Genomic DNA, 21,891 nt, shown 5'->3' on the forward strand with positions numbered 1-21,891 from the left:
ATCACCATGAAGCGCCACCTGTTCATGCTGGGCCTGCTGTTCGCCGTTCCCGCCTTCGCAACATCCACGACCCCCACGACGCAGGGCACCGCCCAGGGCGAGCACCGGCCGCCACCCTTCGAGAGCAAGTCGGGGGTCCGCTTGTTGCTCGACCACCGTCAGGAGCTCGCCCTCACCGACACCCAGGCCGCGAGCCTGGAGCGGATCCAGGCCGCGCTGGACGCGAAGAACGCGCCGGTGAAGGCGTCCCTGGAGGCCCTGCGGCCGTCCCCGCCGCCGGGGGGCGGTGAGCAGGGCTCGAGGCCTCCAGGACCGCCGCCCGACACCGGCACGCAGGACGATGCGGCCCGCCGCGCCAACTGGGAGAAGGCCCACGGCCTGTTCGACGAGCTGCGCGCCAATGACATGGCGGCGTACCAGGAGGCCGAGCAGGTCCTGACGGACGCCCAGAAGACCCAGGCCCAGGCGCTCCTCCAGTCCGAGATGCGGTCCCATCACGGCCCGGGACCGGGGGGCCGGGGCGGTCCTCGGCGGGGCGAGTAGCCGCTCGAGCCCGGTGCCGGCCGCCCTGCCTCCGGGGCGACCGGAAACCCGCCGGTTGGATTGTCGTTTCCTGAAAGTCACGAACTCCCCGTCAGGATGTCAGACGGGGTCCGTATGTTCGGGCGCATGGAGGCGATGATGCAGACGCTGTTGGTGTTCGTGCCGGTGGCCCTGTTGGTGGGCGCCGGGTTGTTGATTCCCCGGTCCCGCCGCCGCGTGCGGCGGTGGAAGGTGCGGGCAGGCTAGGGCGGATCCGCGGGACCGGATCCGCCCCTGGAAAAGGAGGTGGAACGGAATGCGCGGGGGGCTCGAAAACGTATGCTTGACGGGGCCGGATAGGGACGGTACAAGCCGCCTCACTGAATCACGGCGGGGCCGCGCAGGGCGGATAGCTCAGCGGTAGAGCGGCGCCCTTACAAGGCGATGGTCACAGGTTCAATCCCTGTTCCGCCCAATAGATTTTGTGGGGAGTTAGTTCAGTTGGTTAGAACGCCGGCCTGTCACGCCGGAGGCCACGGGTTCAAGTCCCGTACTCCTCGCCACCCAGTCCCCTGCAAGCCTTCGGGTTTGCAGGGGATTTTTTTTGTCCTGCGTGGCTCTCACCCCGCTGTCACAGGTCGCCATGCCCGTGATGAACCTGCGCCTGGATCCGGTGGCCTCGCTCTCCGCGCTGTCGTCCGTGCTCGACCTCGCGAATGGGCTGGAGGGGGAGAAGAGCCTGCTGACCGGCCTGTTCGCGCTGGAGCTGGCGCTGGACGGCGGCCTGTCCCGGGACGACGCCCGGGCCGCCTTCTACGTGGGCCTGCTGCGCCACCTGGGCTGCACCGCCTACGCCGCCGAGGAGTCACGGCTGGGCAATGACGTGCACCTGCGCCGCAACCTGCTGCGCGGGGACGCGGGCCGCCCCTCGCATGTCGTGCGCTCGGTCCTGGACGCCAACCCCAGCCTGCCCCGCCGCGCCGCCGGACTGGCGCGCCTGCTGACGTCCTCTCGGCGGCTGCGCTCGGAGTGGTTCGCGGAGGCGTGTGGCGCGGCGCGACTGCTCGCCTCCGGCCTGGGGCTGGACGCGCGGGTGCTCCAGGGGCTGGATGAGGCCTATGAGCGCTGGGACGGCGCGGGCGGCCCGCGTCTCCTGGGCGGCACGGACCTGCATGAGGTCGGGCGGGTCGCGCAGGCGGCGCACGTGGCCGTCGTCTTCTTCGTCGGCTCGGGTACGGCCGTCGCGCAGGAGGCCCTGGCGCTGCAAGCCGGGACGACGCTGGATCCGGCGTGGGCGAAGCGGGCGCTGGCCGCGACCGCCTCGCTCCTGACCTTGTCGGACGCGCGCATCGAGGCGGCGGAGGCGTGCCTGCTCGAGGCCCCGCCCGCCATCGACGCCACCGCTCTGGCGACGACCTTCGGGGACTTCGCGGACCTGCAGAGCCCCTTCACCCGAGGACACTCGCGGCGGGTGGCGGAGGCGTGCGCGACCGCCTCGCCCCGGCTGGGTCTGGACGCGGCGGAACAGGCCACGCTCCAACTCGCGGCGTACCTGCATGACCTGGGACACGTGACCCTGCCCACCGGCCTGTGGCTGAGGCCCGACTGGTCCTCCTCGGACCGGGAGTCGTCCCGCGCCCACGCCCAGGCCACCGAGCAGCTGCTCACCGCCACGCCCATGCTGCGGGACGCGGCGAGGCTCGCGGGCGCGCATCACGAGCGCCTGGATGGCGGAGGCTATCCCCGGGGCCTCTCGCCCGCCGCCCTGTCCCGGGCCGCGCGCCTGCTCGCGGTGGCCGACGTCTGGGTCGCGCTCCAGGAGGAGCGCCCCCACCGTCCCGCGCGGACGGCGCCCGTGGCCCGGCAGGTCCTGGAGGCCGAGGTGAAGGCGGGCCGGCTGGATGCGGACTGCGTCGCGGTGGTGGCCGGGACGAAGGCCGTCCGGCGCGCGCCGGAGCCCGGCCCCACGTCCGCGCTGACGCCCCGTGAGGTGGATGTGCTGCGCCTGCTGGCGGGCGGAGCGACGAACAAGGAGATCGCGGGGAAGCTCGGGGTGTCGGACCGCACGGTGCAGCACCACACCATCCACATCTACGAAAAGCTGGGCGTGAGCACCCGTGCGGGCGCCTCGCTGGTGGCCGCGCGCGCGGGCCTCGTGTGATCCGCCATCTGGCCGATGTGGGCTGGGACGCCGCATGGTGCATTGGGCGCCATGAACAAGCCCTTGCCCTTCGTCCCCTTCCTCAGCGCCCTGGCCGCGCTCGTCCTGTTGCAGGGCTGCGCCGCCGCCACCGCGTGCCGCACGCGTCCCGCAACTTCCCCCGGCTTCGAGCGGACCGCCTCCGACGGCATGTGCCTGAGCAGCGTCCGGTGGGAGCCGGCCCAGCCGCCCGTGCGTGGCGTGGTGGTCCTCATCCACGGCCTGCGGGACTACTCCGACCGCTACGGCCGGCTCGCGGAGGCGCTCCAGCTCCAGGGCTTCGCCGTTGTCGCGCAGGACCACCGGGGCCACGGTCACTCCGGCGGTGACCGCCAGCGCATCGAGTCGATGCAGCAGTTGGTGGACGACGTGGATGGCGTCGTCCAGGACGCCCGCGCGCGACACCCGGGCGTGCCGGTGGTGGTCTTCGGTCACAGCATGGGCGGGCTCATCGCCACGCACTACGCGCTCCAGCACGCCTCCGACGTGTCGGGGCTCATCCTGAGCGGCGCGGGCGTCGTGCTGCCGCCGGGGGTGTCCGGCTTCGACACGCGCCTGGCGAAGATCTTCGGCACGATCCTCCCGGGGCTGCCCGCGCAGGACCTGGACAGCCAGATGTTCCTGCACGACGGCCCGGAGAAGGAGCGGTTCCTCGCGGATCCGCTCATCACCCACGAGAAGCTGCCCGCGCGCTCCGCCAAGGCGCTCATCGCCGGCATCGAAGCGCTCGATGGGAAGTTCCAGGACCTGAAGCTCCCACTGCTGGTGGTGCATGGGGGCGAGGACGTCATCACCTCCATTGAGGGCAGCCGCGCCCTGGTGGCGCAGGCCACGAGCGCCGACAAACGCCTCATCATCTACGAGGGCCAGCGCCACGACCTCGCGCACGAGCCCGACGCGGCGAAGGTCGTCGGAGACATCGTGGGGTGGGTGGAGGCCCACGTCCCGCCGAGCGCCGCCGCGACCGCCGCCCCCTGACAACGGGAGCCTCCGCACGGAATGTCCGTGGAGAGCACCAACGTGCGGCTCCATTCCTGCAATGAGCAGCGCTGGCAGTGTTTCGCCGAAATCGCCACGGTCTTCAGCAATGTCATCGCCGCCTTCCGGTGCCTCGACGTCTCCAACGCGAACCCGGCGGCGGGTGCCGACGTGCAGCTCTGGAACTGCAACGACGGCGTGGCGCAGCACCGGCTGAAGATGTGGCGGCGGGCACCCGAAGCGGGGACCGTGTTGGCTGCCCGTGGGACCCGCAATGCATGCCCAGGCTCATGCGGGCCGCAAAGAGCCGTCAATGACTCACGGTTTCACTCCTCGCCCGCGAACGCGCCAATCAGGTCTCCGATGACGGCTCGGGCCACCGCGTCCGTTGCGTCGGCGGTCACCCACACGAGCAGATCGCCATTGACCGTTCCGTCGCCCTGCAGGCCATTGGGCACGTGTGCCTTCAGCCAGTCCTCCGCGACGCGTGCTTCCTTGTAGCTGTTGAATACGTAGACCGATGCCCGCATGGAGTTCGACGTCCAGGCCCGGCCGAAACCCGCTTGGGCGCCGAGGTCCTGGACAGCGGGAGCTGGATCGGTCGGCGAGAGCTCGGCGCTGCCCGCGCCATGGCGCAACAGCGCCTCGCCTCGTCGGAGGAAGGGATCGAGCGGGGAGGGCTGATTGCTGCCCGAGCCAGGGCTCGACGACGCCTCGCCTTGCCGGAGAGATGGATCGTTCGGGTTCACGGGGTTCCTTGGCGGTGGGCCGCCGGCACACGCGCACAGAAGCGAGAAGAGCAGGGCGGGGCGGGCAGACCGCGTGAACGGGGTTCGCATGGGCTCATGCGATAATACCTTCGTCCGCGGGCCGCGCAGCGCACGACAAGGAGGCCCCGATGAGCGGCGCTCGCTTCCTGGAAGACAAAGTGGCTCGGCACGGCGTGGTCCAGGTGCGGGCCGTGAGCGCGCCGCGGCCCCAGAGCCTGTGCGCGAGGATCGAGAAGATCTACGTCGCGAGGAACGGAATCGACCCTTCGTGCCTCGGCGGAGAGTTCGAGTTCGTCCAGGCCCCCTCCGTCTGGGGGAACACCGCCCTGGGTGTGGGGGAGCGGGCCGTCCTCTTCGTCTCGGAGATCGCGGGCCGGCTCTACGAGGCGCCCTGGCGCGGGCACCTGGTGATCGAGCACATCGAGGGGGGCCGCACGCCAGCTTCCCGTCTCCCGAGCTGTGGCTGGACGAGCGAGTGCCAGCGGCGCTCCGAATCGAGGCTCGGCAGGACCCTCGTCGCGCGCACGCCTCCGCGATCCGCCTGACCGCCCTGGACGTCTACCTGGAAGCCTTGAGCGAGCGGCTCGGCGCGTGCCGCCACCGGCACCGCGGCGGAGCCGGACCGTGAGGCGATGAGGGACTCGCGTTTGGGGATGTGCCGGCTCCGGTGTCTGGACGGGGCTCGGTGCCCTGGCACATCGGGCCCGGTGCGTGGGGCGCGGCGAGGGCTTCCGTGGGCCAGGACCCTCCAGAGGCCACCCGCCACGTCGACTCCAGGGGTTGCTGCTCGAATCCCTCTCACGTCGCTTCTGTCGCGGCTGTCTTTGAGGTGAGTGGAAATTCGAGGGAACTCTTCCGGTTCGTGGATGTCTTTGATGGGGCGGCGCCTCCCGCCTGGCGGGCCGGTCCAGTCAGAGGCGTCACGGGGGAGTTCATACAATGCTGAAGAAGGGGATTGTCTCGGGGATGCTCCTGCTGGGTGGCTTCACGATGCTCGCGGGTTGCGACAGCGAGTCGAAGGCGCCGGAGGTCATCTCCTCGCACGAGAAGGGCAACGCCTCGCTGCTCATCGAGCGCGTGGGCGGGACGGGGCCCTACGTGGGGCGCGCGGAGGAGCGCTTCCGGGTCGTCGCCTCGGATGAGGCCTTCAAGTCCGTCCGCTGGAGCGCGAGCAGCGGCACGCTCACGCCGGACTCGGATGCGGTCACCTGGACGCTGCCGGGCGAGGTGGGGCAGGCCTCGCTGTCCGTGGAGGTGGAGACGGAGTCCGGGAAGAAGGCGGAGGGCTCGTTCAGCTTCAGCGTGGTGGCGCCCCAGCTCACGACGAACACGGTGGTGGACGCCAGTCCGGACAAGACGGGCGGCACCTGCGAGCTCGCCTTCGGAGACGACGGCAAGGGGCACCTGCTCTACTCGAACGAGACCCACCGCTCCCTTTGGTACGCGACGTGGGATGGCACGACGTGGCGGAAGGAGCAGATCGACGGCCCCGGGTTCAACACCGGCGGTTACATCACCAACGCCGCGATGGCGCTCGACCCGCGGAGCGGCACGCCGCACGTGACCTACCTCCGGCGCTTCGGAAGCACCACCCCGTCGGGGGAGGCGCAGCGAATCGTCTACGCCACGCGCGTGAACGGCGTCTGGAGCAAGGAGGAGATCTCCGCCACGTCCCGCCTGAACGTCCCCGTGCTGAGCATCGCGCTCAACCCCGCACAGGGGCAGCAGCCCACCATCGTCTTCACGGAGACCGTGTCGACACCGGCGACCTTCGTGGCGACGCGCACCGCTCCGGGGACCTGGAGCATCGTGAGGCCGGTGAGCTCCAGCACCGTGCTCCTCAGCAACCCGCTCTTCGACGCAGCTGGGACGCTGTATCTGTTTGATAGCGCCACCGTGCTGTCCGCCATCCGGGGGAGCACTGTCGACATCTTTCGTCCGGGCTACATCGCGTTCCAGTACAGCCAGAGCATCTCCGCGACCTTCGACGCGAACAACCACGTGCTCGGGCTCCTGAGCGGGGGCGCGGACGGCGCGACCAAGGGCCTGATGGACATCGCGCCGGGCACGCCCATGTCCACCAGCGTCATGCTCACCTCCATCACCGACTTCGAGAACGACGCCGCGGATCTGGCGTTCGACGGGAGCAAGCCCATCGCCGCGCTGCGCCGCGGGACGACGCTCGAGCTCAGCTCGCCGGATGCCCAGGGGCTGTGGACGTACTCGCAGTGGGGCTCGGTGCAGGATGGCTCGCGCCTCAGCGTCGCCATTCGTCCCACCGACGGCGCGCCGCACGTCTGCTACCAACTGGATGGCAAGGTGAACTTCCAGTAGCCCGGCGGGCCCCGGGGCGAAGGCGGGCGCGGGCTCCACCTCCGCCCGCTTCCGTCTTGGTGAGAGGCGCGGCCTCGTGTCTCGCCGGGTGAGCCTTCGGAGCCCTCCGATGAGCCCGAGCGCTGGGGTCGCTTCACGGGCCGAGCACGGACACGCGTCCTGGAGCCCACGGGTCGCTGTCCGCTTTCGGGACGCGACATCCCGGATCCGCGCAGGCCCGAGCCGCTCGGACCCGCGGTTCGGGGGGGCCGCGGGGAGCTGACGGGGGCGGTCCCCTGGCACGCGGTTCGCTTCTGGGCACCCCATGGATTCCCTCCGCACGGCGTGGAGGCCCGCGATCCCGCCATCTTCGCGGGCGTGGTGGGGGTGCTGTCTGTCTGCTCGCTGGTGGCGTGCTGGGTGCCCGCGCTGCGTGCCAGCCGCGTCATGCCCTCCGTCTCCCTGCGCTCCGACTAGCGCCGCCGCTCAGGCGCCCTGGAGCCGTTCCGCGCAGGACTCCCTCTGGTACGGCAGCCCGGCCTTCAGGAACCACCTCCCGGGATTGCCGAACGTCGGTTCCCAGAGGTCCGCGTTCGCGACCAGCTCGGAGAGGAAGCGCCGCTGCGCGTCCGTCCGGACCTGTCCATCTCCCGCCGGGAAGGCCGCGGCCAGCAGCGGGCCCCACTCCTGATCGACGAAGGACCTGGTCGTGACGCGCACCAGGGCGACGGCCACGGGGAGGAGCCGGTCGCAGTCCTCCACGCGCTCGAGCAGGCGCTCCAGCACGTAGAAGCGGGGGCGCATCTCGAACGGAGGCGGGCGAACGGTGAACCAGTCGTCCATTCGGGCGGCGTGGTGCTCCAGCGCCTGGAGCAGCTCGCGGGTCGCGGCCTCGTTCGTCGCCAGGGTCTTCGCCATCGCGGCGCAGACGCGCACCGCTGGGGAGGCGTCCTCCAGGAACGCCGTGGGGGCCACTCCCAGCTCGCCCAGCATGAGCACCAGCGTGGAGCGCTCGTCGGTGTTCGCGGTGGCCTGGGCCAGGGCGGTCAGTCGCAGCACGAGTGCCTGCCGCCGCGCCTCCCCGAACACCTCTGGCACCCGGGCGAGCTGGGCCGCCGTCGTCGCGGCCTGGGCGCGGACGCTGGTATCCGGGTGGTCGAGGCTGGCGAGCACCGGTTCGACGAGGAGCGGCACGACCCGGGCACACCCGAGGAGGGACGTGGCGTAGAGGGCGTCAGCGGCCTCCTCGTCCTCGTAGAGGGCATCGTCGTCGCCCGCGTCGAGGAGCGGCGCCAGGTCGTAGCGGGCCATGCGCTCCAGTTCCTGTCTGGATGCCCAGCGGTCCCCGACGGCCTCGACGACGCCCGCGAGGAACGCGAGCACGCGCACCCGGAGCCGGGGCCCGCCGGAGTCGAGCCGGGGCTCCGCGAGCAGCCCTGCGAGGACGCACGTCACCGGGCCCGTCGCGGTCCAGGGCGTGCCCTGGTGGAGGATGGCGGAGCCCAGATAGGACAGCGCCGCGCTCCGGGCCGATTCATCGCCTTCGACCAGCGCGCGCAGGTGGTCGGGGGCGTCCGTGGCGCGACCATAGGCGTGGAGCAGGCGGGACCAGTCGGTCGCTTCGAGGGCGGAGAGACCCGTGAGCATGCGCGGGACTTTAGTGCCTCCAGGCCCAGCGCATGGCGCTGGCGCCGCAGACCTCCGAAGCGGTAGTGGACGGATGCTCGGGGCGCGCCTTGACCGCGTCTTCGGGGGGCTGTCAAACCTGTCGGACCGCCCCGGAATGGTCCGGCCCTTCACCTCGGAGTCCGCCATGTCGTTCGACCCTTCGACCACCGCCGTGCTGCTCATCGAGTACCAGAACGAGTTCACCACCGAGGGCGGGGTGCTGCATCCGGCGGTGAAGGGCGTGATGGCGGAGACGAAGATGCTGGAGAACACCCAGGCGCTGGTGAAGGCCGCGCGGGCGCGGGGCGTGACGGTGATGCACGCGCCCATCACCTTCGCCGAGGGCTACGGCGAGCTGACCCGGCACCCCTACGGCATCCTGAAGGGCGTGGTCGATGGGAAGGCGTTCGTGAAGGGGAGCTGGGGCGCGCAGATCATCGACTCGCTGGCGCCGCAGAAGGGCGACATCGTGATTGAAGGCAAGCGAGGACTCGACACCTTCGCCAGCACGAACCTGGACTTCATCCTGCGCAGCAAGGGCATCAAGACGGTCGTGATTGGCGGCTTCCTCACCAACTGCTGTGTCGAGTCGACCATGCGCACCGCGTACGAGCACGGCTACGACGTCATCACCCTCACGGACTGCACCGCCGCCACCTCGTCGGAAGAGCACAAGAACGCGCTCAAGTACGACTTCCCGATGTTCTCGCGCCCGCTGCCGTCGTCGGAAGTGATTGGCATGTTCAAGGCCTAGGGCCCGAGGCCGCCGCCAGGACCGTGCTCGAGTACGAGAGGATCAGCCCCTGCCGGTTCAGGGTGCGCCTTGCGACGAGGTGCACCTTCGTCTCGACGGTGTTCCACCGGCTCCACAGGGTGTACTCCTGAGTGTCCCAATAGGCCTCCACGGCGCCCTGGGCTGCCTGTCCGTTCAACTGGTGCAGGAGGTTTTCGTCCGGAGGCCTGCGGTCGTGGAGGGCCTGGGTGCTGTCGGCCGCGAAGGTGAGGAGCGTGAGCGCACCGAGCACGGCCCGTTGGTTGGCGGCGTCCTTCGCCGTGTCCTGGACTTCCTGCGGCTCGCCGTAGGTCGCTTGAAGCCTGCTCGCGACTTCGCGGTAGGCGTCGCGGAGGTCTCCCGATTCCGCGAGGTGGATGGACACCTCCGCGAGCTTCTCCTGGGAGAAGACGAAGTGAATCGACGCAGGCCTGTTCCAGCGCTCCGTCCGAAGCTCCAGGACGTCCTGGTCCAGGGGCACGGCGTCCGGATGCTGGGCCCGCACCTCGTCGAGGCTCATGCTCCAGCGGGTGTCCGCGAAGCCCGTGGCGGCAGTGCTGAACGCCTGCAGGTGGACCTCGCGGAGGGCCGCGCGCCGCTCGAGGAGTTGAGCGTGCCGTGGAGACTCACAGCCCAGGGCCAACAGGCAGAAGGGGAGGGCTTGGGGGAGCATCCGGAGCATGAGGGCCTCGTGGTGGAATGGCGTGCCCGACGAAGGACTCGAATCAATATTCAAGGCGGCCCTCAGGAATCCGCGGACATGGGTCAGAGCTCGTTCAGGATGAGCAGCCCGCGCGAGGTGTCCACGACGTACACGTAGCCGTCCCCGGGGACGCGGATGCCGATGGCTCCCTCGAGCAGGTCGTCGGTCCGGTGGGGGTCGGACTCGCGGAAGGTGTTGAAGTAGGCGATCTCGCGGGGGCGTGGGGGGACGGAGACGTCCAGCACGCGCAGGCCCTCCTGGTAGTAGGTGACGTAGAGACGCTTGCCCCGGAGGATCATGTTGTGGATGGAGGTCTGCGGACGCAGCTTGTACTCGCCCATGAGCTGGATGTTCGTGGGGTCCGTGACGTCCAGCACCCGCAGGTGGGCGCCCTGGTACTCGCCCCCCTCGAAGGCGACGGTCTTCCCCGCGAAGGTGCCCACCGCGCTCGCGTGGCTCGTCGCGAAGCTGTTGTCGCTCTCGAAGGTGTAGTGGCCCAGCTCGCGCGGGCTCATCGGGTCCTTCACGTCGAAGACGACGTAGCCGGCGCTGAAGTGGTTGACGTAGAGGCGGTCCTGGTAGGCGAAGGAGTCGTGCGCCGAGGGAATGTACGACGTCGTGTCGGCGGCGACGAAGCGGTTGAGCAGGACGGGATTGAGCGGCGTGGAGATGTCGAAGATGAGGGTCTCTCCGGTGGGCGCGGGCCCGGGGGACACGGCGTAGAGCCGGTCGCCGTCCACGAACATCGTGTGGACATTGAGGGCGGGGCCACCGGGCACGTTGCGCACGTAGGCCGGGGCTTCGGGGTGGGTGATGTCGAAGACGATGACGCCCGAGCGCCTGCTGGCGATGTAGAGCGCGTCGTCCTTGGCCCAGGCCGCGTTCCAGAAAGAGTCACCCGGGAGGGTGATGTGCTGGGTGATGACCGGGTGGCTCGGGTCGCGGACGTCGACCACCGTGAGTCCGCCCGTGCCTCCGGTGTACAGGTCGTCGACGGACACGACGTAGGCGTGGCCACGGTGGACATACACGTCCACCGGAAAGTCGGTCTGGACGTGGGTCTCCGAGAGGAGGCGCAGCCCACCCGACGCCTCGGCTTCGCCCCGCCCCCAGGTCATCCGCGCGGCCTCGAAGGTGCCCGTGGAGTTGACCTTGCCATTCCCGCAGCGGGCGAAGCACCCCGTCACCAGCCCGGGTCCGGTGACGCCACAGCCAGCGAAGACGAGCTGCCGCACGCTGGACCCCTGGGTGTGCCGCGAGGACACGAAGAAGCTCCCCTGGAGCTGCTGCCGCGTGAGCGGGGTGCTCAGCCCCGTGAGGCCGTTCAGGGTCCCCGTGCTACCATCGGCGGGGACCCGGATGCCCGCGAAGTCCGAGAAGCCCGCCGCATGACGCATGTCCACCTGGTAGATGCCGTGCGGGTCCACGCTGGCCAGCGAGGCGGTGTCACACCGCGACAGGTCGAAGAGCGATGGGTCGTCGCAGTCGATGACTGTCCCCGGGGGCGGAGTGAACGCGCAGGCCGCGTACTCTCCCCGGTCGACCCAATCCGTCGACTCGGCCAGGGGTGTGTACGTTCCGTCCCAGGCTTCCGCCGGAGGAGGAGGGGGCTCCACGGGTCCGGGCTTGTCGGAGCAGGCCAGCGACAGCAGGGATCCGATGAGGACGGCACGGAGGACGCGAGGCTCGAGGACCATGGCACGGGGCTCCTGTCGAGGAGCGCGGCCCGGATGGGAAGCCGCGCCCGGTGGAACCGCCCAGCGTAGGCGCTCGCGCGGGTGTGAAGCAGTCGCGCCCCGGTACGAGACCGGCCTGGATCAGGCCCAGGGGCTGTCGTTCCCACGGTGGTTATTTGATCAGCCCGCGTTCGCGGAACGCGGCGATCAGCCGGGCCTTCCCATCGTCGAGCACCGGCTCGCCGTGAGAGGGCACCACGTGCTGGAAGTCGAGCCCGGCGACCTTCGCGAGCGTGGCCTCGAACGCGGGCCGGTCCTTGGCGAACCTCAGGAACAGCCGGCTGACGGCGAACCGCCGGTAGATGCCGAAGGACCCATAGAACATCCAGGCGGCCAGACCCTTGGGCTCCAAGACGTTGAAGGCCATGTCCGTCACGTAGAGCGCCTTCGCGGCGTGGTGCAGGAACAGGCTCTCGTTCACCTTCGGCATTCCCGGGAGCGGAATGAGCGCCAGCTCCGCCTCGAAGGGCCAGGGGTCGACGCCGAGGATTCCGTGCCAGGACAGGTCAGGGTGCTTCTCCCGCACGCCCACCGGCCCCCAGAGCCTCGCGCTCGGGTGCGCCGCCGCCGCCGCCTTCATGCCGGCGGTGTGCATCAGGCTCGGGGCCACGAGGTCGGTGATCGCACCGGCATCCCGAAGCTGCTCGGAGGTGAGCACCGACGCCGGCGAATACAGCACACGCGCTGCTTCCAACTCGAAGACCACGGAGCGAACGGGCAACTGCAGCAGCGGCGAACGCAGGGTGGTCTCGATGAAGCGGGTCTTGGGCAGGGCCATGGGGTGGAAGTTCCCACACCCTGGACGTGGATCTCCAGCCAGACGCCCCCGGCCCACCTCAAGGCCGTGGGGGCAGGAGCACCGCGTCTCCGACCTCCGCTGACGGATTCACACCCAGCGCCAGATAGGTTTCGAACCACGCCAGATAGGAGCGCCAGGACGGATCCTTCTGCTCCACGAGGGTGCGCCGCGCCTGCTCCACCCGCCGGTCCACGTCGAACGGCAGCCGCGCGTCCCCCGCCACCTGCAACCGGGCCGCGAACCCGAGCACGTCCAACTGGCTGACATCGACCGGCGCATGGGTGCGAGCCATCAGGGCATCGGCGTGCTCCAGCGCCTGTCCCAACCAGCGGGCCGCCTGCGCCGGGTCCTTGCGGTCCACGGCGTTCTCCGCCAGCCGCGTCTCCGCCAGCGTCGCCGCACGAAGGTCCTCATCCCGGTCCAACGCGTCGAACTGCTCGAGGAACAGCGCACGCCGCTGCTCCAGCGCACGGGCCGCGGCGTCCAGCCTGCCGAGCCGGGCCTCCGCGTTGGCGCGCAGGCCCGCGGCGATGATGCGGTAGGCCCGCTGGACGTGCTCGGGCGTGGCGCGCGCCCACGTCAGCGTCGCCCGGACCGCGGGGGTCCCCAGGTCCCGGTCCACCTGATCCAGATCCTCCAAGGCCCGCTGGGGCTGACCCGCGCCCAGCGCCGCGGCGCAGCGGGCCAGACGCACCACCAGCCGGTTGCGCAGCCCCTCCGCGTCGCGGGGGCTTGCCTCCACGGCGGCCAGCTCCCGGTCGTAGAGCGTCAGCGCGCGCTCGAACCGGCCCGCGGCGAGGTTGGAGAGCGCCGCGCGGTCCAACGCGAGGGGGAGGAACCGGGCCTGCTTGGGCGTGGCGTCCACCATGGCCAGGGCTTGATCCGCGGCCTGCGCGGCCTCCGCTTCCCGGCCGACGTGCAGCAGCGCCCGGGCGCGGGCCAGGGACACCGCCAGCCCCGCTCCGTTCTCCACGTAGGGCAGCTTGTCCCGCTGGTCGAGGTAGCCCAGGGCGATGTGGAAGTTGCCCACCTGCGTGTGGAGCAGCCCCAGCGCGCCGAGGACCATCGCCTTGTAGCGGACGTTGTTGCGCACCAGGTCCAGGGCCACCATGTAGTGACGGTTGGCGCGCTCGGCGGCCGCGGGGTCGTGGCCGCGCAGGAAGTCCTCGTGCTGGATGGCGCCGTAGAGGGCCCGCACCGCGCGCTGGTTCTTGAGCTCCGGCCACGCGGCCCGCAGCTCCTTCACGGCGGCGGCCACGGCCTGGGCGTGGGCCCGGTCGTCCTCCAGCTTCGGCAGCTGGCGCGCGATGACATAGGCCTTCACGAAGTGCGCGAGCGGCCCGGCCATCTTCGCGGAGGTGGTGGTGACCTCCTTCTCCACCACCTCGGGGCTGACGCCGGCCCGCAGCCGCAGGCTCATGGACTCCACGGCGCTCTCCAGGGAGCCTGTCCGCCGCGTCACCAGGTCGAAGTCCGCGCGCGCTTCCTCCCACCGCTGCCTCCCCATGCGGCGATACGCGCGCCCCATCATCGCGCGGCGGAACAACCGTTCGGCCCGGCGGCGCTCCTCGGTGCCGGCCGGCGCGTCCTCGACGTAGACCGTCGCCAGGGCCTCCAGCACTCCGTCCGCGCCCAGTCCCGCCGCGCGCTCCACGGCGTCCTGCACCAGGGCCCGCCGGCGCAAGGGGGCCGTCTGCTGACGGTAGAAGGCAATCAGCGCATCCCGGACAGGGCGCGGGGGCCGCTCCTCATGCAACGCATTGACGTGCCGGCCCAGCTCCAGCGCGAAGGCATAGGCGGATCCGGCTGGCGCCGCCGCGAGCGCCTGGGCCATCGCGGCGTCCGCCTCCGCGTACGTTCGCCCCCGGTACAGGGCGCGCACGGCGGCGCGGGCGAAGTCGAGCTGGTCGTCGTCCCGGAAGACCTTGTTCGTGGAGAGCCGACGGCCTGCTTCGACCAGGGCCTCCCGGTCGTCGAGCTTGCGGTACAGCCCGTCCGCCCGTTCGAACCAGGCTTCCAGCACCGCACGCGGCGTGGTGTCCGTCACCTGGGCCGCCTCCAACTCCTGACGCGCCCGAGTGAAGTCTCCGTCGGCCTCCGCCAGCTCGCTGCGCACCACATGCCGGAACACGGCGGAGGGAGGGCTGGGGGCCTTGGCGGGATCCAGCGCGGCCATGCGCTGCTCCTCGGCTTCGCTCAGCTCATCCAGCATCCGGCCCCGCTCGCGCTCCTTCATGTCGCGCCGGTGCGCGATGAGGATCCGCAGCGGCTCGGAGAGCCCCGCGGTGGCCGGGTCATCCACCGCGGTCATGTGACGGGCGTAGAAGTCCGCCGCGTCGAAGTCCTCGAAGGCCAGGTGGAGCTGGCTCAGGCGCATCATCAGCAGTCGGCGGGGCTTGGGCTGCGTTTCGCGCAGCAGGCGCTGGCGGTAGAGCAGGAGCTGATCCGCGCGCTTGCCGACCATCCCCAGCTCTTCGTTGAGCCGGGGCACGTCCCAGTCGCTGGGAACCTGGCCATCCAGCGGCAGCTGATACACATCCAGCGAGCGGTCGCGGGCGCACGTCGCGAGCAGGGTCGTGGCCGCGGGGGCCGGGTACTCGCAGTTCCAGCCCTCGCTGGTGAGCTGATCCGGGCTGGAGGCGGCGGCCCGCTCGGGCGCGTCGTCCTGCTCGGTGGCGAAAGGCACGCGGAACAGCACCCCGCTGTCGCTGGCGTCAATCACTCCGTCCGCGTTGGAGTCGGTGAAGAACTGCACCACGTACAGCGAGCGCCCATCGCGCGCGAAGACCGGCTGCCCGGTCTGCCCCGGCAGGTCGAGCGCCAGCGGCACCGGGACCGCGTCAGGGCGGTCCACCCGGATGGCCTCCAGATGGGGGGCGGCCCGCGCGGCGAAGCCGGGTCCCACCTGCTGCACGGAGCGTTCGACCGGGACGTACACCAGCCAGCGGCCGTCGGGAGAGAGGGTGGGGCTGGTCAGGTTGCGTTCGAGCAGGGGGCTCACGCTCCACTCGCGCCCCACCGTGACTCGCGACAGGCGGAGATCTCCCTGGATGGTGGCGCGGCTCACCAGCGCGATGTGCGAGGCATCCATCCATTCCGCCTGCAACGCGCTGGTCTCCTCCTCGAGACACCGGCGCTCCTCCGCGCCCGGCAGGTCGCGCACGCACAGCTGCCCGCTGGCCTGGTTCCGGAACGAGATGTACAGCAGGTGCTTGCCGTCGGGGCTGACGCGAGGCCAGGTCACGTCCGCGCCTTCGTCGAAGAGGCGCCGCTCGCGGCCCTGCTCCACGTCCTGGGAGTAGATCTCCGTCGCGATGTTGCGGTTGGACACGAAGAACAGCGTGTTTCCATCCGGCCCCAGTTGACCCAGGAACTGGTCCCCCACGCCCACGGTGAGCCGCGTGGGGGCGATCACGCCTCCGTCGATCTCATCGTCCTGGGCCTGGGCGCCGCTCGCGAGGAGCACGGCCAGGGTGATGAACCACCGGCCCCGGAGCGTCAGCACTTCTTCTCTCCCCAGGTGCCGTCCGCGGCCTCCACCCAGCCGCCGCACACCACGCCCTCCGCGTGCACCTGCTGCCAGTTGCGGCGCAGCGATGCTTCGGGGACGCCGGGACGGACCGTTCCCATCCAGCTCCAGAGCTGCCGCCGGGCCCGGTTCACCCGGTCCACCAGCGCGACATCGTCGGCGGACAAGCGTCCGGCCTGGCACTGGCGCCGGGTGTCCACCAGCAGCCCGTCGCGCCCTTCGCCCACGCAGTGGCGGCGCAAGAGGTCGTCGACGCGGTCCGCGGGCGTCTTGCTGATGTTCTCCACCAGCGGCGTGGGCTGGATGCCCAGGTCCTCCAACTGGTTGGGGGTGAGCGGCACCGGCGTCGGGTTCATCCCCGCGCGGGCGAGCCGCTGATCCCCGTCCTTGAACGAGCCCGCGGCCTGCTCCTCCAGCGCCGTGGCGCGGTCGACCATGACGATCTCCGGAGCGCGGATGCACCCGGGAGCGGCGAGGGCGGCGAGCAGCAGCAACCCACGGTGTTTCATGGCGTGGCCTCCGGAGGGGTCATGGATTGGATGAGCCGGTCGACGATGGGGCCCATGGGGATGCCCCGGATTTCATCGATGCGGATCAGCTGCGCCAGCCCGCCCAGGGTGATGCGCAGGCTGCCGAAGCCGTGGTTGAAGCTCACGCGCACGTGCTCCGGATAGCCCAGGCTCAACGCATAGCGGACGCGGTTGGTGGCCGGGTCGGTGTGGCGCGGGTCCTCGATGTCCAGCAGGTCGAGCAGGTGGCGGTTGCCGATGCGGAGGATCTCCGCGCGTCCGTTGACGCTCCGGTCCCTGGCGGAGATGACCACGGCGGCGTTGCCGTCGAAGGGCTCGCCCCGGGATGACTTCACGCCCGTCGCCCGCACGTGGGCCTCCAGGGTGGAGTTCTTCCCCTGCCAGTCCAGCAGGCATTGCCCCGTGATGCGCCCGCCCCGGACGCCCATCTCCAGCTGGCTCATGGAGACCACGTTCTGGTTGATGGTCAGGTTGCCCGCCAGCGGCGCGATGGAGAGGTGCGGCGTGGTGATGCGGCCCACCGACACGAAGCTGCTGCGCGAGAGCAGCGGATGCTGGTCCGCGAACCGCAGCATCGAATACGGATTGACGTCGACGTCGCTCAGCAGTCGCGGCTGGCCGTCGGCGAGGGTGATGTTCTCGGTCAGCGGCACGCTGCCATCCAGCGTCTCGACCTCGATGCCCGCTTCAGGCAGCCGCAGGTTCACGTTCTGGAAGGCCAGATGGGACATTGTCCTGAAGACCACCAGGTCGGGGGAGGCCACCCGGAAGTCCACTGACACCTTGCCGCTGCTCTCGATGCGGCCGGGCTGCGCGAGGCTTCCCATGTCCTGCTCCAGCTCCCCCCGGAGCGCCAGACGGCGCCGACCCTCGCTGAGGTCGAGCCGGCCCTGGAGCTGGAGCTGCGTCCGGGTCGCCGCGTTGAACACGCGCAGGTCGGGGACGTGGATGACGCCGTTGGCCTTGCGGCGCGCGGTGAACGACCCCTCCAGGTCCTGGACCGGGTAGGGCAGCGCCGGCTTCTGTTCCAGGGAGCGGACCTTCACCCGGTGCTTCGATTCAAGCTCCCCCGCCTCCCACTGGTCGGTGAAGGTGGCGGTGTCGTCGCTGGACATGTCCGCGAAGGTCAGCCGGCGGTCGTTCATGCCCACGGAGGCCTTCTCCACCATCACCTTGCTGTGGACGATGCGCTGGGGCCCGTTGATGCGGGACTCGGCCTGCCAACGCAACGCGGGGACGTGGACGGTGACCTCGGGCTGCTTCCAGCGGAACCCCCGCACGTCCACCGCGGCGGTTCCCTCGAAGGCCGCGGTCCGCAAGGGCGTCGGGGCCAGGCGGGGAGTCCCATCCGCCGCGATGCCCGTGAGCACTCCGAACAGGGCGCCATGTAGCTCGCCGTTGAAGGCGAGCCGCGACGGCTCCAGCTCCGTGGGCACGCCGGCCCGTGTCAGGAGCGGGGCCAGGGGCCCCAGGGGCGGAAGGTCTCCCTTCAGGTCCATGCGCAGGGCGCGGGTCTTCCGGTCGAAGGCCAGCGCGGCATCCACCGCGAGCTTCAGGCCCGCCTGGCTGGTGATCCCCAGCCGGAGCGACGGCTTCCGGCGGTCGACCTCCAGCGTGAGTGTCTGGTGTTGGGGCCCGGCGTCGGCTTCCCCGATGCGCAGCCCTTCGACGTGCAGGTCCAGCTCACCCTGGTGCCGCCAGGAGTCCCCTCGCGAGCTCAGCACGGCGGTGGCGCTGGTGGCTGACACGTCGTCCCATCCCGGCCGCTGCAAGCGCAGCTCCGTCCGGTGCTCCACGCGCGGAGAAGGGGCGAAGAGCGCCGTCAGCCGGCCCGTGGATGCCAGGGCCACGCCCAGACGCTGCCAGGGAAGGCTCGCGGCGATGGCGTCCGGTAGGAAGGGGCGCGCGGCGACGAGGTCCGGCGTCGCCACCTCCAGGGTGTAGGCGACATCGTCCGTGCCCTTGGTCGCGTCGAGGGATGCGTGCAGGACGCCAACATCCAGCTCCAGCCGCGCGCGGGCGCGGCTGCGTGGGGGATCGTCCAACTGGGGGAACACCTCCGACGCGTGGAGCTTCAGGTGCACCGGGCCCTTCAGCACCTCGCGCCCCTCCGAGGTGAACACCCGGAGCGCCCCCACGGGCACGTCCGCTTTCAGCGCGAAGGGCGGCTCGCCCGCGAGCGGCGCCTGGAGTTGGAATCCCAGCCGCTCCGCCGTCGCGCGGAGCCCGGCGGCACGGACCTCCAGGGCATCCACCTTCGCGGACAGCGACGCGTCCCCCGCGACCTTGAGGGGCGATGCGAGGTCGGGCCTCAGCTGGTTGCCTTGCAGCTCGCCAGACGCTTTCGGAAGGCGAAGCGCGGTCGGGCCCTGGACCTCGAGCCCCTGGAGCGTGAACGCCAGCCGGGCGGCCAACCCCTGGCGTGGATCCGGTGTCGCCGCCAGGGTGATGCGTCCCTCGCCGAGCGTCACCCGGAGCGGAGCCTGGATGAACTGGAGCGCGGCGGCCTCGACCTCCAGCCCGAGCCTGCCCTGGGCTCCCAACTGGGGCATGGCGCCGAGCGTGACGTCCTGGGCGTCCAGGTGCACCTTGCCGCGCTCGAGCGAGAAGGGGCGCAGATCCGCGGGGAGCCATTGCAACAGGCGTCCCAGGTCCACGTCCGCCAGGGCCCGCGTCACCACGGGCGAGTCCTCCGCCGCGTCCGGAAGCACCACCTGCAACTGGAGCTCGGCGCTATCGGTCAGCCGCGTGCGCTCCAGGTCGACGGTGATGTGTTGCTTCTGGGCATCGAACTTCGCCAGGGCCGCGCCGTGCAGCAGCGTGCGCACCGTGAAGCGTGGGTCGAAGGTCTGCCTTTCCACATCCAGGTCCACGCGGGCGCTCGCGGCGGCGGCTCCTGCCTCCACGGACAAGGCCAACTCCAGTCGCGCGAGGGCGGGAGGAAGCGCCGGACCTTCACGGCCCAGCTCCAGCATGAGGGGCTCCCCGGTCTGGCCCAGGGTCGCGAGGACCTTCCATCCCCCGGTCTCGGGCTTCCCTTCGATGTGGGCCGAGAGCCCCCGCAGGGACCAGCGGTCGACCACCGCGCCATTCCGGACGCGGACATAGCCCAGCGACACGCCCGACACGTCGAGGGTCCCGAACGGAGGCGCGGAGGCGAAGAAGTCCGCGGCCTGCCGTGAGGCGCCCAGGGAGGCCTCATCCGGTGGGGGCTCGGGGCTCCGCGCTCCTGTCGCGGCCGTGAGGGACGTGGGGCCCGCGTCCTGGGCCACCACGGTCACGGCCACGTCCCGCGCCGACACCTGCTCCACCCGTGGGGTCTCGCTCAGCAGGTCGGACAGCGACCAGCGTGCCTCCAGCGTGCCGACGCGCAGCAACTCGGGCGCGGCGTCCTGGAACGGCGGAGGCGTCCACACCACCAGTCCTTCCAGCCACAGGCCGGAGAACACCTCCACCCGGGCGGTCCGGTAGTCCAGCCGCAGGCCCGTCGAGGCTTCGACCCTGGCGACGATGCGCTCCTTCAGCCAGGGCGCGCCCAGGTGGTGCAGCGCGAGGACCGCCGCGCCCACCCCCATCACCAGGGTCGCGACGAGGGCCAGGAGCACGCCCGCGATGATCCGCTTCAATCGCCGACGAGGCCGTCCAGCTCCGGGGGATTCCATGATGTTCCGTCGAGGCGAACCGGCCACCCGGGTCCTACCATGTGGCGGAATCGGGCTTCAATCCGAGGGTGCCTGCGTGGGCAGGGCGCGCAAGGACTCGCCGTGCGCCTCGGATCCGGCCTCAACCGAAGCCGGACGGGGACATTCCCGCGGTGCCTCCCGCCAGCGGCTTGTAGGGGAAGTAGAGGTTGCGCACGAAGCGGGTGAACAGGTGCTCCTCGTTCCACCGCTGACGGGCCATGCCGTACACGCCCGGGGCGCGCAGGTCGTGGGCGGAGACGCCGGCGACGAACTCGCGCTCGCTGTAGATGGCGAACACCTCATCGACCGCCGCGCGGCTGCGGTACGTGCGCAGCATCGTGCGGTAGATGAGCTCGCTCTCTTGCTGGGTGAACGCCAGCCCCTGGATGGCATGCGCCATCTCGTGGAAGACCAGGTACTGCTCCGTGTCGAGCTTGTCCTGCCGCAGGGCAATCCTCGCGCGGGGCCAGTCCGGGTGGTCCCAGAACAGGCCCGCGGCCCGGGGGGACACCGCCTTGGGATAGCCATACTTCGCCAGCGTGTGGCCGGACGGAATCAGCTCCAGCGTGAGGGGCCGGGCGGCCTCCAACCGGGCGATGAGCTGGAGGTTGCCGGAGAGCTGACGGGCAATCTCCTCCTGGACCCGCTTCACCTGCGCCGCCGGTGCGCCGTATGGCTTGAACTCCAGCTTCGCGCTCACATAGGCGCGGGCCCGCGTGGGGCCTTCCGCGGGAGGCCGGCCACCTCGGGCCTCGAAGACGTCTCCGCCATCCAGCAGGGTGAACGCACTCAGGGGCTGCTTGCGTCCGACCTCCGCCGCCAGCGGCGTGACGTCCGGTGTCGAGCCATCCAGGAGTTCGTATCGCTCGGGTTGCATGGGCTCAGGTGCAGGACTTCGCCTTCCGGTTGCAGTCGTCGACACAGCTCGGGGTCTGGGTGTCGATCTGGCTCAGATTGGAGTCCGGGGTCATCCGCTGCGGAGGCTGGTACGCGGACCGGCAGCTGTTGAGGCAGGCGTCGTACTGGCCGCGACACGATGGTGAGAGGTTCGACGTGTCGATGGTCGCGCACCCGGTGAGCAGTGTGAGCGCGGCCGTCAGGGGGAAGAGGGCGCGAAGGATTTTCATGCCCGGAAATCTAACTCGACACGTATCGAGAGTCGTTGCCCTGAAACGAGGTGAGCTTGTCCGAGGAGACCCAGAGGCTGTTCCGGGCTTGGACCTTCAAGCCCTCCGACGAGGTGAAACCCGAGGACCTGTCGGACTCCTTCATCAGCCGGGAGTACCTGCGCGCCTGGTACGTGGATGGCCGGATGGACCGGGTGGAGACCCTGGAGGAAGACGCTGTGGTCAGGGTGACCTACCTTGATCGCACTTCGCTGGATCCTGCCCTGCTGGAGCGCCACCGCGCGCTGTATGGAGAGAGAGCGGTCGCCCTCCGGTTGCGCAGCCCGATGATGCCAGTGGATGGATTCCTGATGCAGGAGTGGTTGAGCTACCTCGATCCAACCTGTCTGTTCGAGATCGTCCAGGGCTGGTGGAGCCCGGACGGCAGGCGCCGCTTTAAGACGGTCTGGCTGACGCCGGACCGGAAATTCAATGGGTCCATGGAGGACGTGTACGACGAGGATGGCATCCCGCGTGGGACGATCGCGCGGGATGCGTCGGGAGCCATCGTCCCACGTTGAG

19 protein-coding genes and 2 tRNA genes are annotated in these 21,891 nt (G+C 70.5%); 11 read left to right on the forward strand and 10 right to left on the reverse strand.

Annotation, left to right across the window (positions count from 1 at the left end):
* Positions 1-6 precede the first annotated feature (6 nt).
* From FOF48_RS28730 to FOF48_RS28750, 6 genes are all read left to right on the forward strand, one after another.
* Positions 7-543 (forward strand): Spy/CpxP family protein refolding chaperone, encoded by a 537-nt coding sequence (locus tag FOF48_RS28730; protein ID WP_143906747.1) that lies wholly within the window; start codon positions 7-9, stop codon positions 541-543.
* 114 nt (positions 544-657) lie between these two features.
* Positions 658-789 carry a hypothetical protein gene (locus tag FOF48_RS37305; RefSeq protein WP_255442781.1) on the forward strand — a complete coding sequence of 44 codons (132 nt, stop codon included), beginning with the start codon at positions 658-660 and terminating at the stop codon, positions 787-789.
* 136 nt (positions 790-925) lie between these two features.
* Positions 926-997: transfer RNA gene (locus FOF48_RS28735), tRNA-Val, on the forward strand.
* An 11-nt stretch (positions 998-1,008) separates the two neighbouring features.
* Positions 1,009-1,085, forward strand: a tRNA-Asp gene (locus FOF48_RS28740).
* A 50-nt stretch (positions 1,086-1,135) separates the two neighbouring features.
* On the forward strand, positions 1,136-2,683 hold the full coding sequence (locus FOF48_RS28745; protein ID WP_143906749.1) for an HD domain-containing phosphohydrolase: 1,548 nt from the start codon (positions 1,136-1,138) through the stop codon (positions 2,681-2,683).
* 51 nt (positions 2,684-2,734) lie between these two features.
* Entirely contained in the window at positions 2,735-3,700 is a 966-nt protein-coding gene (locus FOF48_RS28750; RefSeq protein ID WP_186002109.1) for an alpha/beta hydrolase, read from the forward strand.
* A 326-nt stretch (positions 3,701-4,026) separates the two neighbouring features.
* Here FOF48_RS28750 and FOF48_RS28755 read toward each other — a convergent pair whose 3' ends face one another.
* Positions 4,027-4,449 (reverse strand): hypothetical protein, encoded by a 423-nt coding sequence (locus FOF48_RS28755; protein ID WP_143906753.1) that lies wholly within the window; start codon positions 4,447-4,449, stop codon positions 4,027-4,029.
* A gap of 149 nt (positions 4,450-4,598) precedes the next feature.
* On the opposite strand from FOF48_RS28755, the gene FOF48_RS28760 reads away from it, so the two are divergent.
* The 3 genes from FOF48_RS28760 to FOF48_RS37310 all read left to right on the forward strand — a co-directional run bounded on the left by FOF48_RS28760 (position 4,599) and on the right by FOF48_RS37310 (position 7,260).
* Positions 4,599-5,015, forward strand: a complete 417-nt coding sequence (locus tag FOF48_RS28760; RefSeq protein WP_143906755.1) for a hypothetical protein — start codon at positions 4,599-4,601, stop codon at positions 5,013-5,015.
* Between the two features lie 394 nt (positions 5,016-5,409).
* Complete coding sequence (locus FOF48_RS28765; protein ID WP_143906757.1) at positions 5,410-6,804, forward strand: hypothetical protein; 1,395 nt, start codon at positions 5,410-5,412, stop codon at positions 6,802-6,804.
* A 324-nt stretch (positions 6,805-7,128) separates the two neighbouring features.
* The gene (locus FOF48_RS37310) at positions 7,129-7,260 is read left to right on the forward strand and encodes a hypothetical protein (protein WP_255442783.1); all 132 of its coding nucleotides are present in this window, start codon (positions 7,129-7,131) and stop codon (positions 7,258-7,260) included.
* A 9-nt stretch (positions 7,261-7,269) separates the two neighbouring features.
* On the opposite strand, the gene FOF48_RS28770 is transcribed toward FOF48_RS37310, so the two are convergent.
* Complete coding sequence (locus FOF48_RS28770) at positions 7,270-8,430, reverse strand: hypothetical protein (protein WP_143906759.1); 1,161 nt, start codon at positions 8,428-8,430, stop codon at positions 7,270-7,272.
* A gap of 166 nt (positions 8,431-8,596) precedes the next feature.
* Between FOF48_RS28770 and FOF48_RS28775 the strand changes: the two genes are divergently transcribed.
* Positions 8,597-9,205 (forward strand): isochorismatase family cysteine hydrolase, encoded by a 609-nt coding sequence (locus tag FOF48_RS28775; RefSeq protein WP_143906762.1) that lies wholly within the window; start codon positions 8,597-8,599, stop codon positions 9,203-9,205.
* Here FOF48_RS28775 and FOF48_RS28780 read toward each other — a convergent pair.
* The 8 genes from FOF48_RS28780 to FOF48_RS28815 form a co-directional block, all read right to left on the reverse strand.
* The gene (locus FOF48_RS28780; protein WP_143906764.1) at positions 9,195-9,905 is read right to left on the reverse strand and encodes a hypothetical protein; all 711 of its coding nucleotides are present in this window, start codon (positions 9,903-9,905) and stop codon (positions 9,195-9,197) included. The two genes, FOF48_RS28775 and FOF48_RS28780, sit on opposite strands and share 11 nt — an antisense overlap.
* Positions 9,906-9,988: 83 nt before the next feature.
* Complete coding sequence (locus tag FOF48_RS28785; RefSeq protein WP_143906766.1) at positions 9,989-11,623, reverse strand: LVIVD repeat-containing protein; 1,635 nt, start codon at positions 11,621-11,623, stop codon at positions 9,989-9,991.
* Between the two features lie 151 nt (positions 11,624-11,774).
* Complete coding sequence (locus FOF48_RS28790) at positions 11,775-12,440, reverse strand: hypothetical protein (protein WP_143906768.1); 666 nt, start codon at positions 12,438-12,440, stop codon at positions 11,775-11,777.
* A 58-nt stretch (positions 12,441-12,498) separates the two neighbouring features.
* Positions 12,499-15,966: a PD40 domain-containing protein gene (locus FOF48_RS28795; protein ID WP_143906770.1), complete on the reverse strand. Its 3,468-nt coding sequence runs from the start codon at positions 15,964-15,966 to the stop codon at positions 12,499-12,501.
* The gene (locus tag FOF48_RS28800) at positions 15,960-16,499 is read right to left on the reverse strand and encodes a DUF1318 domain-containing protein (protein ID WP_143906772.1); all 540 of its coding nucleotides are present in this window, start codon (positions 16,497-16,499) and stop codon (positions 15,960-15,962) included. Before FOF48_RS28800 ends, FOF48_RS28795 begins: the two co-directional genes overlap by 7 nt.
* Positions 16,496-20,182: a hypothetical protein gene (locus FOF48_RS28805; RefSeq protein ID WP_143906774.1), complete on the reverse strand. Its 3,687-nt coding sequence runs from the start codon at positions 20,180-20,182 to the stop codon at positions 16,496-16,498. The genes FOF48_RS28800 and FOF48_RS28805 overlap by 4 nt, the downstream gene beginning before the upstream one ends.
* 121 nt (positions 20,183-20,303) lie before the next feature.
* Entirely contained in the window at positions 20,304-21,080 is a 777-nt protein-coding gene (locus tag FOF48_RS28810; protein ID WP_143906776.1) for a hypothetical protein, read from the reverse strand.
* A gap of 4 nt (positions 21,081-21,084) precedes the next feature.
* Complete coding sequence (locus tag FOF48_RS28815; protein ID WP_143906778.1) at positions 21,085-21,330, reverse strand: hypothetical protein; 246 nt, start codon at positions 21,328-21,330, stop codon at positions 21,085-21,087.
* Between the two features lie 56 nt (positions 21,331-21,386).
* Here FOF48_RS28815 and FOF48_RS28820 point away from each other — a divergent pair, with 56 nt between their 5' ends.
* Positions 21,387-21,890 carry a hypothetical protein gene (locus FOF48_RS28820; protein WP_143906780.1) on the forward strand — a complete coding sequence of 168 codons (504 nt, stop codon included), beginning with the start codon at positions 21,387-21,389 and terminating at the stop codon, positions 21,888-21,890.
* Position 21,891: the final 1 nt, after the last annotated feature.

It is taken from the genome of Corallococcus sp. Z5C101001, assembly GCF_007352635.1.
Taxonomy (GTDB): Bacteria; Myxococcota; Myxococcia; order Myxococcales; family Myxococcaceae; genus Corallococcus; species Corallococcus silvisoli.

Bases quoted from the DNA above. Each gene is read 5' to 3' on its own strand.
- FOF48_RS28730 (WP_143906747.1), top strand. From the start codon at position 7: ATGAAGCGCCACCTGTTCATGCTGGGCCTGCTGTTCGCCGTTCCCGCC.
- FOF48_RS37305 (WP_255442781.1), top strand. From the start codon at position 658: ATGTTCGGGCGCATGGAGGCGATGATGCAGACGCTGTTGGTGTTCGTG.
- FOF48_RS28750 (WP_186002109.1), top strand. From the start codon at position 2,735: ATGAACAAGCCCTTGCCCTTCGTCCCCTTCCTCAGCGCCCTGGCCGCG.
- FOF48_RS28760 (WP_143906755.1), top strand. From the start codon at position 4,599: ATGAGCGGCGCTCGCTTCCTGGAAGACAAAGTGGCTCGGCACGGCGTG.
- FOF48_RS28765 (WP_143906757.1), top strand. From the start codon at position 5,410: ATGCTGAAGAAGGGGATTGTCTCGGGGATGCTCCTGCTGGGTGGCTTC.
- FOF48_RS28770 (WP_143906759.1), bottom strand. From the start codon at position 8,430: ATGCTCACGGGTCTCTCCGCCCTCGAAGCGACCGACTGGTCCCGCCTG.
- FOF48_RS28775 (WP_143906762.1), top strand. From the start codon at position 8,597: ATGTCGTTCGACCCTTCGACCACCGCCGTGCTGCTCATCGAGTACCAG.
- FOF48_RS28780 (WP_143906764.1), bottom strand. From the start codon at position 9,905: ATGCTCCGGATGCTCCCCCAAGCCCTCCCCTTCTGCCTGTTGGCCCTG.
- FOF48_RS28785 (WP_143906766.1), bottom strand. From the start codon at position 11,623: ATGGTCCTCGAGCCTCGCGTCCTCCGTGCCGTCCTCATCGGATCCCTG.
- FOF48_RS28790 (WP_143906768.1), bottom strand. From the start codon at position 12,440: ATGGCCCTGCCCAAGACCCGCTTCATCGAGACCACCCTGCGTTCGCCG.
- FOF48_RS28800 (WP_143906772.1), bottom strand. From the start codon at position 16,499: ATGAAACACCGTGGGTTGCTGCTGCTCGCCGCCCTCGCCGCTCCCGGG.
- FOF48_RS28805 (WP_143906774.1), bottom strand. From the start codon at position 20,182: ATGGAATCCCCCGGAGCTGGACGGCCTCGTCGGCGATTGAAGCGGATC.
- FOF48_RS28810 (WP_143906776.1), bottom strand. From the start codon at position 21,080: ATGCAACCCGAGCGATACGAACTCCTGGATGGCTCGACACCGGACGTC.
- FOF48_RS28815 (WP_143906778.1), bottom strand. From the start codon at position 21,330: ATGAAAATCCTTCGCGCCCTCTTCCCCCTGACGGCCGCGCTCACACTG.